The sequence below is a fragment of the Arthrobacter sp. NPDC056493 genome, assembly GCF_042795115.1.
Taxonomy (GTDB): domain Bacteria; phylum Actinomycetota; class Actinomycetes; order Actinomycetales; family Micrococcaceae; genus Arthrobacter.
On the sequence record NZ_JBHTSL010000037.1, the window covers coordinates 43448 to 53745 of the forward strand.

Consider the following 10298-nt stretch of genomic DNA (forward strand, 5'->3'; position numbering starts at 1 on the left):
TTAGCCCGGCGCAAAGCGACGAGATCTCACGCTTCGGCGCCGCAGTTCGGAGTCAGCGCCCGGATTCCGCCAGGGCCGGAAGGATGTGGTCCGTGAGCAGCGGCGCCAGGTCGCCGGGCCATTCCGCCGCGAGGTCCAGCCACCGGATCTCGGCGATCTCCGCGGAGGGGTGCGCCACCCACGTGCCCGGTGCCGTGAAGACGGTGGCTTCGATTTCCGTGGCCGCCTCGTTGGCGGCGTCGGCCAGCCAGACGCCCATGAGGGTCAGTTCGCGGGGATCGACGGTGATGCCGACTTCCTCCTCGAGCTCCCGCGCCGCGGCCTGCACAGCGGTCTCGCCGGGCTCGGGCTTGCCGCCGGGATGCATGAACTTGTCCGTGCCGCGCTTGCGGACGGTCAGGAGCCGGCCTGCGGTGTCGTAGACACACACGGCGGAAACGATGATGCGGGGATTCACGGTTTCGAGCCTAGCCGGTTTGGTGCCGCCGTTGCGGGCAGCCGCCGCAGCACAGACTCCAGCAGGAGGTCCTTGCGGGGGCCGGCGACATCCCAGGCGTAGCTGAACTCGTCGTCGCCGTGGCGGACGTACGTGACCCGGTAGGTGTCCGGATCGCACCAGTGCCGGTCCTGGCTGGCCTCCGGCGAGAAGCTCATCCGGTGGAACGGCCGGCCGTCGGGAAACAGCATGTCCATGGCGTCCGGTGTGTCCGCGGGCCGGAGCAGGTAATCGCGGGTGGCCGGGCCGGTGAAGGTTTCGCCGTCCCCTGCTGGCAAACCGGCGGCGGGCCAGGCCACGGTCCCTTCCTCGTGGAAGCGGAGTCCGCCGTCGGCGTCGGGAGAAAAAATCACGACGCCGGTAAAGGTGCCGCGGGTGCCGGCGGCCCGGTCCAGCAGGGTCCGTTCCACGGTCCACCGCCCGGCACGGGGAACGTCGGCGGAGGAAGGGTCCGCCGGCAGGGTGCCCAGCAGATAGTCGCGGAGCCCGGGCGGGTGCTGCAGGTTCAAGTGCCCTCGATTGGAATCGAACCAACGACACCGGCTTTAGGAGAGCCGTGCTCTATCCACTGAGCTACGAGGGCGGGCGCCCGCCGCGGCCGGGTTTTGGACCGGCCCGTTCGGGCACGCTTACAAGCATACAAGGTGACGGCCCGTACTACGCTCTTGGCATGGCCGCCGCAGCTCAAGCCCCCGCCTTTCGGGAAACGTTCCTGCCAGACACCGCCTCCACACGGCAGTACATCGGGGCATGGGCGGTGCTCAGCGTCGTCCAGTATTTCGTGGCGGAGGCCGCGGTCATCGGGGCCTGGGCCGGACCTGGCCCCTACAGCCGGCGGACCGGCCTCATCAGCGACCTGGGTGCCCTCACCTGCGGGCTCTACAACGGCCGCAGCATCTGTTCGCCGCTGCACGTGCTCATGAATTCCTCCTTCGTGGTGCAGGGCCTGGGAATGCTGCTCGGCGCGCTGCTGCTGAGCTCGGCGCTGCTGCGCGTGGCCGCACGGGCCGGTGTCCGGGTGGCGGCAAACCATTCCGGGGAAGTGCCCTGGTATTCGGCGGTGGCGGCGCGGATCCTCACCGGGACGGCGGGCGCAGGAACGATCATCGTGGGGCTGGTCCCGGAGGACCTGGAGTCCGGCTGGCACTACGCCGGAGCCGTCATGTACTTCATCGCCGGGTCCCTGGCGCTGCTGCTGCTCGGCACGGTGTGGCTCCGGCAATCCCCGCTGGGCTGGTTTGTGCTGGCTTCCGGCGGGGTGTCCGCGGCCGCGCTTGTCACGGCGGCGGTCACCGGCCTGGACGTACCCGAGCCGGGAACCCTGGAGCGGCTGATGGGCTACCCCATCACCATCGGCCTCGCCGCCGCCGGCCTGGTCATCGCCCAGCGCGTCCGGCAGGAACGGCAGGCGCGCAAGGCCTTCGCCCGGGCGCAGGCGGCCCGGAGCGCCTAGGCTCCTTGATGCGTGGCGGTTTGTTGCGTGGCGGTTTTCTTCGACGCCCGGCGCCCCAGGAACACGGCGGCGCCGCCGGCGAGAAGGCTGGCCACGAACAGTACCCAGCCGGCCACGGTGAGGCCCGACGCCAAGGCGACCTGGCCGCCGTCGAGGTTTACAGCCGCGATCATGGAATCAATGGTGACGTTGCCCCACAGCCGGACCACCACGAACAGCAGCGGCAGCGCCCAGAGCGCCCAGCGCAGCGCCTTCCGGGCCACATTGGTGCCGATCAGCAGCAGCCAGGTGAAGCCGAAGATCAGCGGAAACAGGGTGCCCGCCGTCTTGTGGACGTAGTTGAGCTGGCCGCGGGCGTCCCCGTCCAGGGCCCGGCGGAGCTGCTCGGCGTAGCCGGTGTCGAACCCGCCGACCACGGAATCGGGCATGGCCAGCCCGCCGGACAGCTGCGTGAGCTGGTTCAGCGTGAGCAGGTGGACGTACCAGAACAGGAACAGGCTGGCCACCACGCCGGCAATGACAATCAGGTTGGCGTTGTTCTGCGCCTTCGCGGGAGTGCGGCCCGTGCCGGGGTTGATCACCGGTGGCAGGTGGTGCTGGGGTACCGCGGCCTTCGCGCCGTGCTTCTTGATCCGCTGTGCAGGTGTCTTGGCCATGCGTCCATTATCGCCCGTCGCAGTGCACAGGCCTGCTGTGCAGCGCATGCCCGGCGCCGATAGGGTGGGAACCGTGACGGAACTGGGCAGACACAAACTGGGCAAACACAGCGCAACCAACCTGAGCCCCGGGCTCGATGACTATGAGCTGGCGGCCCAACTGGTCCGGGAGGCCGGACAGCTGGCCCTGCTGATGCGGCAGGGCGGCCTCGACGCCCAGCGCAAGACCTCGATCTCCGACGTCGTCACCGCCGCGGACCACGCGGCCGAAGCGTATGTGCTGGAGCAGCTGCAGCGCTGCCGCCCGGACGACGGCGTCCTGGGCGAGGAAGGCGCCGCGGTGCACGGCAGCAGCGGGCGGACCTGGGTCATCGACCCGGTGGACGGCACCTACAACTTCCTCCAGGGCTCCACCTACTGGTGCTCAGCCATCGCCCTGAAGGACGAATCCGATGTGCTCCTCGGTGCCATTTTCCAGCCCGAGGAGGACAAGCTCTGGATCGGCGGCAAGCAACGCGCCACCACCCTCAACGGCGATCCCGTCACCACCTTCAAAGAGGACGGAACCAACCGCAACGCCGCAGACCTCTCCCACCTCGGCGCCGCCACCTACATCCACCCGCGCTGGCTCTCCGACCCGATGTGCGCCATGCCCTGGCACGCCGCCGCGACGTCGGCCGCCACGCTGCGGATGCTCGGATCCGGCTCGTGCGACCTCGGGCGGGTGGCAGACGGCCAGCTTGGCTGCTGGTTCCAGCACAGCTGCCCCGAATGGGACTGGCTCCCCGGGAAGGCGATCGTGACGGCGGCCGGCGGCGTCGCCGGGAGCGTCCGCGTCAACGGCCTGGAATGGTTCATGGCGGGAGGAACGACGGCGGTGCACCAGTTGCGTGCCGCCCTCGAGTCAGGCTCTGTCGACTAGGTTTTCGCTGGCTGGATCTGGCCGCGGAGCGAGTTTCGCGGGCCCAGGTCTCCGCTGCGCGCCGGGTTATCCACAGGGCGGATTCCAGTGTCAGCCCCACCGCCTAGACTTGTAGTCACCATGGATATGTTGTTTGACCCCTACGCTGACGGTCCGTTCAAGGCTGGTTCCCACACCGGTGCCAGCACCAGGTCGCGCCCCGAAACAGGGCTGATGACGCCCGCTTTCGGCGGCGGCCCGGGCGGATCCGCAGGCCGCCCGGTGGCTGGCCCGGCGGCCGGCCAGGCAGAAGGAGACCGGGCGGAGGAGCACGCCCGGCACCAGCTTCCTGACGCCGGGGCGCTGCTGGCGGGCCTGAACCCGCAGCAGGAGGAGGCGGTCAAACACTCCGGCAGCGCTCTCCTGATCGTGGCCGGAGCCGGCTCCGGCAAAACCCGCGTCCTCAGTAACCGGATCGCCTACCTGATCGCCACCAAGCGGGCCCACCACGGCGAGATCCTGGCCATCACGTTCACCAACAAGGCCGCCGCCGAAATGCGCGAACGCATCGAGGCCCTCGTGGGCGGCAGGGCCAAAGCCATGTGGATCTCCACGTTCCACTCGTCCTGCGTCCGGATCCTGCGGCGCGAGGCCGCCAACGTCGGCCTGAAATCCAACTTCTCCATCTACGACTCCGCCGACTCCCTGCGGCTGATCACGCTGGTGGCCAAGAACCTGGACCTGGACCCCAAGAAGTTCGCGCCCAAGGCCATCCAGCACAAGATCTCCGCGCTGAAGAACGAACTGATCGACGCCGATTCCTTCGCCTCAAGCGCCAACCACAAGGATCCCTTCCAAAGCGCCGTGGCCGACGTCTTCGCGGGCTACACCCAGCGGCTGCGCCAGGCCAACGCCATGGACTTCGATGACCTGATCGCCGAGACCGTGTACATGTTCAGGGCGTTCCCGGCGCTCGCAGACTCCTACCGGCGCCGGTTCCGGCACGTCCTGGTGGACGAATACCAGGACACCAACCACGCGCAGTACGTCCTCGTCCGGGAAATCGTCGGCGAGGGGCCGGGAGCGGCGGAACTCACCGTCGTCGGTGACTCGGACCAGTCGATCTACGCGTTCCGCGGCGCGGACATCCGCAACATCGTGGAGTTCGAGAAGGACTACCCCGACGCCCACACCATCAAGCTGGAGCAGAACTACCGCTCCACCCAAAACATCCTGACCGCGGCCAACTCCGTCATCTCCCGCAACCCCAACCGCCCCGAGAAAAGGCTGTGGACCGCGGAGGGGGAAGGCCACAAGATCATCGGCTACGTGGGCGAGAACGAGCACGACGAAGCCCAGTTCATCGCCAAGGAAATCGACCGGCTCCAGGACGAGGACAACCTCCGCCCCGGCGACGTCGCCATCTTCTACCGCACCAACGCCCAGTCGCGTTCCATTGAAGATGTCCTGGTGCGGGTCGGTCTGCCGTACAAGGTGGTGGGCGGCACCAGGTTCTACGAACGCAAGGAAATCAAGGACGCCCTGGCGTACCTGCGCGTGCTGGTCAACCCGGACGACGACGTCAACCTCCGCCGTGTCCTCAACGAACCCAAGCGCGGCATCGGTGACCGGGCCGAGGGTGCCGTTGCCGCCCTGGCCGAGCGGGAACGCACCTCCTTCATCGCAGCTGCCCGCCGCGCCGACCAGGCGCCAGGCATGGCCACCCGCTCCGTCAACGCGGTGCTCGGTTTCGTGAAGCTTTTGGACGACCTCGCCGAGGTCGCCGCAGGCTCCGGGGCCACTGCTGCGCTGGTAGCCGTTCTGGAACAGACCGGCTACCTCGCCACACTGCGCTCCAGCAACGATCCGCAGGACGAGTCACGGGTGGAGAACCTCGCCGAGCTTGTCGCCGTCGTGCGTGAATACGAGCAGGAGAACCCCGAAGGGAGCCTCGAGGCCTTCCTGGAACAGGTTTCGCTCGTGGCCGACGCCGACCAGATTCCGGACGCCCCAGGGGCTGACATCGACGCCGCCGTGGCGGAGGCCAAGCGGCTGGGCGTGGTCACGCTCATGACCCTGCACACGGCCAAGGGCCTCGAATTCCCCGTGGTGTTCCTGACCGGCATGGAGCACGGGCTCTTCCCGCACCAGCGTTCCGCCACAGACCCCAAGGAACTGGCGGAGGAGCGCCGGCTCGCCTACGTGGGACTGACGCGTGCCCGGAAGCGCCTCTACGTCACGCGCTCCGAGGTCCGCAGCATGTGGGGGCAAAGCCAGTACAACCCGGCCAGCCAGTTCCTGGAGGAAATTCCGTCCGAGCTCGTCGAATGGAAGCGCGAGGGCACCAGCCGGCAGGTCGGGGGCTGGGGGAGCGGAGCCGCCATCGGATCGAGCCGTTACAGCGGAACATTCTGGGGTGCCGGAACGGCCCGCGGCAACCGTGCGGATTCCTCGGCGGGCTTCAACGCCGACGTCCCTGCCGCCGTCGCGAAAAACCGCGTGCAACCGCAGAAGGAAGTTATTGCCGTCAGCGTGGGGGACATGGTCAACCACACCAGCTTCGGCAACGGCACCGTGCTCGCCGTTGAAGGCGCCGGGGACAAGACCGTAGCGAAGGTGAAGTTCGACGTCGGCGAGAAGCGGCTGCTGCTCCGGTACGCGCCGCTGACCAAGATCGACGCCTGACCGTGCCGGTGCGGCGCCTGAAACGCGTTGCTGCCGGCCTGCCGCCGGCGCTGCTGTTCGCGCTGGCCCTGTTCTCAATGACCCTGGCGGGCTGTTCGGTTACCGTCGCGGATCCGGAGTACACACCGCCGCCACCGCTGCCCGCCCTGGAGCAGCTGAACCAGGCGCCGCTCACAGACCCCGCCGCGTTTGCCGCCGGGGAGGACGTGCTGGCGTTCGTCACCGCGGACCGGAACGTGGTGTGTGCACTGACGTCCGCCAGGGGGCCGCACGTCAACCTGCCCTACGAAACCAACAACTTCAGCGATCCCGGCAATGCGAAACTCGCCACCGTGCCCGTGGCGCACTGCGAGCTCGCGGTGTATCCGGCGCCGGCAGCCGCGGACAGTGGTGACGACTGCTCCGGGACCGGACTCGGCTATCTGGGCGGCTCGGCACTCCTGACCCCTAACCGGGCACGGTACGGGGAATGCCGGTCCGGCGTCACGCAGATGGAGGCCGAGTACGGGCCAAAGGGAACACCCGACGGGCCCGTCTCCAGGTTTCCCGTCCTGCCCGATGGCGGCAACCTCGAACGGAACGGTTTGCGGTGCTCTGCATACCGCTCCGGGGTGGCCTGCGGCAACGTCTCAGGCGGCGTCGGTTTCTTTATCAGCCGGGATCATTACGAACTCATCTCCGGGAACGGCAAAAACGTCCAAACGGCGCCCGCGAAGGTCCCAAAAACCCCGTAATCCCGGGGTTTTTCTACCGTCCATAGAATAGTGTCCTTACTCACAGAACAGGTAGTCTGGAACGGGCCGGTCCCTCCAAAGGACTAGAGTTCCCAAAGGAGCATTGCGCCGCGTGGCTCGTTTCCGGACCTGCCGCGGGGCGCGTTAATTCCGCAGCCCGGTCCGCACCTTTTGGTGTTGCCCGGCTGTACAGAAACTACTTCGACGTAGAAGGACACTAAACCGTGGACCTGTTTGAATATCAGGCGCGCGATATGTTCGAAGCGCACGGTGTACCCGTGCTCGCCGGCATCGTGGCGCACACCCCTGAAGAAGCAAAGGCAGCTGCCGAGAAGATCGGCGGCGTAACTGTCGTCAAGGCACAGGTTAAGGTCGGAGGCCGCGGCAAGGCCGGCGGCGTCAAGGTTGCCAAGTCCGCCGATGAGGCACTTGAGCACTCCACCAACATCCTGGGCATGGACATCAAGGGCCACACCGTCAACAAGGTGATGATCGCCCAGGGTGCGGACATCGCCGAGGAATACTACTTCTCCGTCCTTCTGGACCGGGCCAACCGCAACTACCTGGCCATGTGCTCGGTTGAAGGCGGCATGGAGATCGAGCAGCTCGCTGTTGAGCGTCCCGACGCCCTGGCCAAGGTAGCCATCGACCCCGCCGTGGGCATCGACCAGGCCAAGGCTGACGAAATCGTCGCTGCGGCCGGCTTCGCTGAAGAACTGCGCGGCAAGGTCGCCGGCGTCATTCTGAAGCTCTGGGACGTCTTCAAGAAGGAAGACGCCACCCTCGTGGAGGTCAACCCGCTGGTCAAGACCGGCGCGGGCGAGATCGTCGCCCTCGACGGCAAGGTCACGCTCGACGAGAACGCCGAATTCCGCCACCCCAAGCACGCCCAGCTTGAGGACAAGGAATCCGCAGACCCGCTCGAGGCCAAGGCCAAGGCGCAGGACCTGAACTACGTCAAGCTGGACGGTGAAGTCGGCATCATCGGTAACGGTGCAGGCCTCGTCATGTCCACCCTGGACGTTGTCGCCTACGCCGGCGAGAACCACGGCAACGTCAAGCCCGCCAACTTCCTGGACATCGGCGGCGGAGCCTCCGCCGAGGTCATGGCTGCAGGCCTCGACGTCATCCTCGGCGACGCACAGGTCAAGTCCGTGTTCGTGAACGTCTTCGGCGGCATCACCGCCTGTGACGCCGTCGCCAAGGGCATCGTCGGCGCCCTGGCCGAGCTGGGCCACAACGCCAACAAGCCGCTGGTCGTCCGCCTCGACGGCAACAACGTTGAGGAAGGCCGCCGCATCCTGGCCGAGGCCAACCACCCGCTGGTTACCCTGGCCGCCACCATGGACGAGGGCGCCGACAAGGCCGCCGAGCTCGCCAACGCAGCTAAGTAAAGGGACGCACCATGTCTATCTATCTGAACAAGGATTCCAAGGTCATCGTCCAGGGCATCACCGGCGGCGAAGGCACCAAGCACACCGCCCTGATGCTGAAGGCCGGCACCAACATTGTGGGCGGCGTCAACGCCCGCAAGGCCGGTACCACTGTCCTGCACGGCGACACCGAAATCAACGTCTTCGGCACCGTCAAGGAAGCCATGGCTGAAACCGGCGCCGACGTCTCCATCGTCTTCGTGCCGCCGGCATTCACCAAGAACGCCGTTGTTGAAGCCATCGAGGCCGGCATCGGACTTGTCGTCGTCATCACCGAAGGCGTGCCGGTCCAGGATTCCGCCGAGTTCTGGGCACTGGCCCAGTCCACGGTTGACGCTGACGGCAACCAGGTCACCCGCATCATCGGACCGAACTGCCCCGGCATCATCACCCCCGGCGAGGCACTGGTTGGCATTACGCCGAACAACATCACGGGCAAGGGCCCCATCGGCCTCGTGTCCAAGTCCGGCACGCTGACCTACCAGATGATGTACGAACTGCGCGACCTCGGCTTCTCCACTGCCATCGGCATCGGCGGTGACCCCATCATCGGCACCACCCACATCGACGCCTTGGCTGCGTTCGAAGCTGACCCGGAGACCAAGGCCATCGTGATGATCGGCGAAATCGGCGGCGACGCCGAAGAGCGTGCCGCCGACTTCATCAAGGCCAACGTCACCAAGCCGGTCGTCGGCTACGTGGCAGGCTTCACCGCGCCGGAAGGCAAGACGATGGGCCACGCAGGCGCCATCGTCTCCGGTTCCGCCGGTACGGCCCAGGCCAAGAAGGAAGCCCTCGAGGCTGCCGGCGTAAAGGTCGGCAAGACGCCGTCCGAGACCGCCAAGCTGCTGCGCGAGGTCTTCGCAGCGCTGTAACGCGCACCCCAGACAACGCGGGGTCACTCCCAGCCCGATCCACCCCCCGGATTGGGCGAGGAGTGACCCCGCGTTTCTTTTTAACCCCTTGCCACGAGGTACGTGGAGGCCTATCGTTGTTATCAACCTAATGGTTGATAAACAGTTCGATTGATAACGAAGCCAGGTTAGAAGCAGTGGATTCCAGCAATGACGACGACCTTCTGAACGCGGCCTTCCTGGCCCTGTCGGATCCGGTCCGCCGCCGCCTCATTTCCCGGCTCAGCCGGGGACCTGCCACCGTCAATGAGCTGGCCGAACCCTTCGCGATCTCCAAGCAGGCGGTCTCGAAGCATATCCAGGTCCTGGAGCAGGCGCAGCTGGTCACGCGGAGCCGTGACGCGCAGCGCCGGCCCGTCCACCTGAATCCCGCACGGCTTGAGGTGCTCACCGCGTGGATCGACCAGTACCGGCTGGTCCGCGAAGCGCAGTTCCGGGACCTCGATGCCGTACTCCGCAACAAGACCGCCTCCGGCGGCAGCACCAGTTCAAAGGACCGACCATGAGCAACGCCCTTAAACTCACCGTCCCTGACGGCGTCCCGTTCATCGATTTCGAGCGGGAGTTCGATTTTCCGGTGGCGGAGGTCTTCCGTGCCCATCGCGAGCCCGAACTCATCACGCAGTGGCTGGGCCCGCGCGGCACCAACGTGGACATCGACCACTACGACTTCCGTTCCGGCGGCAGCTACCTGTACAACCACACCGGTCCCGACGGCGTGACCTACGCCTTCAGCGGCATCTTCCACACAGTCCGCGAGAACGAGTTCGCCATCCAGACCTTCGAGTTCAGCGGCTATCCGGACGTCGTCAGCATCGAATTCATGCACTTCGAGGACCTCGGCGGAAACCGGTGCCGGCTGCGGGGCCATTCCGTCTACCCCACCATGGAAGCACGCGACGGCATGGCCCAGTCCGGAATGGAAGGCGGCATGACAGACGGCTACGAGCGGCTCGACGAACTGCTGGCCACATAGGCAGCACAACCTAGCTTCCGACGGCGGCCGGTGACCTTTACGTTGAAGGC

The 10298-nt window shown here is 66.7% G+C and carries 11 protein-coding genes and 1 tRNA gene; 8 read left to right on the forward strand and 4 right to left on the reverse strand.

Features of this window, described 5'->3' with window-relative positions; translation table 11 throughout:
• Positions 1–52 precede the first annotated feature (52 nt).
• The 3 genes from ACFQ50_RS15340 to ACFQ50_RS15350 form a co-directional block, all read right to left on the reverse strand.
• Positions 53–457 (reverse strand): NUDIX domain-containing protein, encoded by a 405-nt coding sequence (locus ACFQ50_RS15340; RefSeq protein WP_377996437.1) that lies wholly within the window; start codon positions 455–457, stop codon positions 53–55.
• A complete protein-coding gene (locus ACFQ50_RS15345) occupies positions 454–1005 on the reverse strand; it encodes a DUF6314 family protein (RefSeq protein ID WP_377996438.1) in 552 nt (183 codons plus the stop codon). The genes ACFQ50_RS15340 and ACFQ50_RS15345 overlap by 4 nt, the downstream gene beginning before the upstream one ends.
• A 1-nt stretch (position 1006) precedes the next feature.
• Positions 1007–1079, reverse strand: a tRNA-Arg gene (locus ACFQ50_RS15350).
• Positions 1080–1166: 87 nt separating this feature from the next.
• On the opposite strand from ACFQ50_RS15350, the gene ACFQ50_RS15355 reads away from it, so the two are divergent.
• Complete coding sequence (locus tag ACFQ50_RS15355; RefSeq protein WP_377996440.1) at positions 1167–1949, forward strand: DUF998 domain-containing protein; 783 nt, start codon at positions 1167–1169, stop codon at positions 1947–1949.
• Here ACFQ50_RS15355 and ACFQ50_RS15360 read toward each other — a convergent pair.
• Positions 1946–2605, reverse strand: coding sequence for a hypothetical protein (locus tag ACFQ50_RS15360; protein ID WP_377996442.1), 660 nt, complete (start codon positions 2603–2605; stop codon positions 1946–1948). The two genes, ACFQ50_RS15355 and ACFQ50_RS15360, sit on opposite strands and share 4 nt — an antisense overlap.
• A gap of 46 nt (positions 2606–2651) precedes the next feature.
• On the opposite strand from ACFQ50_RS15360, the gene ACFQ50_RS15365 reads away from it, so the two are divergent.
• The 7 genes from ACFQ50_RS15365 (at position 2652) to ACFQ50_RS15395 (ending at position 10248) form a co-directional block, all read left to right on the forward strand.
• Positions 2652–3527 (forward strand): inositol monophosphatase family protein, encoded by an 876-nt coding sequence (locus ACFQ50_RS15365; RefSeq protein ID WP_377996460.1) that lies wholly within the window; start codon positions 2652–2654, stop codon positions 3525–3527.
• Between the two features lie 120 nt (positions 3528–3647).
• Positions 3648–6191 carry a DNA helicase PcrA gene (gene pcrA, locus ACFQ50_RS15370; RefSeq protein WP_377996444.1) on the forward strand — a complete coding sequence of 848 codons (2544 nt, stop codon included), beginning with the start codon at positions 3648–3650 and terminating at the stop codon, positions 6189–6191.
• Between the two features lie 2 nt (positions 6192–6193).
• Positions 6194–6925, forward strand: a complete 732-nt coding sequence (locus ACFQ50_RS15375) for a hypothetical protein (protein WP_377996445.1) — start codon at positions 6194–6196, stop codon at positions 6923–6925.
• A gap of 224 nt (positions 6926–7149) precedes the next feature.
• Complete coding sequence (gene sucC / locus ACFQ50_RS15380) at positions 7150–8319, forward strand: ADP-forming succinate--CoA ligase subunit beta (protein ID WP_377996447.1); 1170 nt, start codon at positions 7150–7152, stop codon at positions 8317–8319.
• Between the two features lie 11 nt (positions 8320–8330).
• The gene (gene sucD, locus ACFQ50_RS15385; protein ID WP_377996448.1) at positions 8331–9233 is read left to right on the forward strand and encodes a succinate--CoA ligase subunit alpha; all 903 of its coding nucleotides are present in this window, start codon (positions 8331–8333) and stop codon (positions 9231–9233) included.
• A 176-nt stretch (positions 9234–9409) separates the two neighbouring features.
• Entirely contained in the window at positions 9410–9778 is a 369-nt protein-coding gene (locus tag ACFQ50_RS15390) for an ArsR/SmtB family transcription factor (protein ID WP_377996450.1), read from the forward strand.
• Positions 9775–10248, forward strand: coding sequence for an SRPBCC family protein (locus ACFQ50_RS15395; RefSeq protein ID WP_377996452.1), 474 nt, complete (start codon positions 9775–9777; stop codon positions 10246–10248). Before ACFQ50_RS15390 ends, ACFQ50_RS15395 begins: the two co-directional genes overlap by 4 nt.
• The last annotated feature ends 50 nt before the right edge of the window (positions 10249–10298 follow it).

Bases quoted from the DNA above. Each gene is read 5' to 3' on its own strand.
- ACFQ50_RS15355 (WP_377996440.1), top strand. From the start codon at position 1,167: ATGGCCGCCGCAGCTCAAGCCCCCGCCTTTCGGGAAACGTTCCTGCCA.
- ACFQ50_RS15360 (WP_377996442.1), bottom strand. From the start codon at position 2,605: ATGGCCAAGACACCTGCACAGCGGATCAAGAAGCACGGCGCGAAGGCC.
- ACFQ50_RS15365 (WP_377996460.1), top strand. From the start codon at position 2,652: ATGCCCGGCGCCGATAGGGTGGGAACCGTGACGGAACTGGGCAGACAC.
- pcrA (WP_377996444.1), top strand. From the start codon at position 3,648: ATGGATATGTTGTTTGACCCCTACGCTGACGGTCCGTTCAAGGCTGGT.
- sucD (WP_377996448.1), top strand. From the start codon at position 8,331: ATGTCTATCTATCTGAACAAGGATTCCAAGGTCATCGTCCAGGGCATC.
- ACFQ50_RS15395 (WP_377996452.1), top strand. From the start codon at position 9,775: ATGAGCAACGCCCTTAAACTCACCGTCCCTGACGGCGTCCCGTTCATC.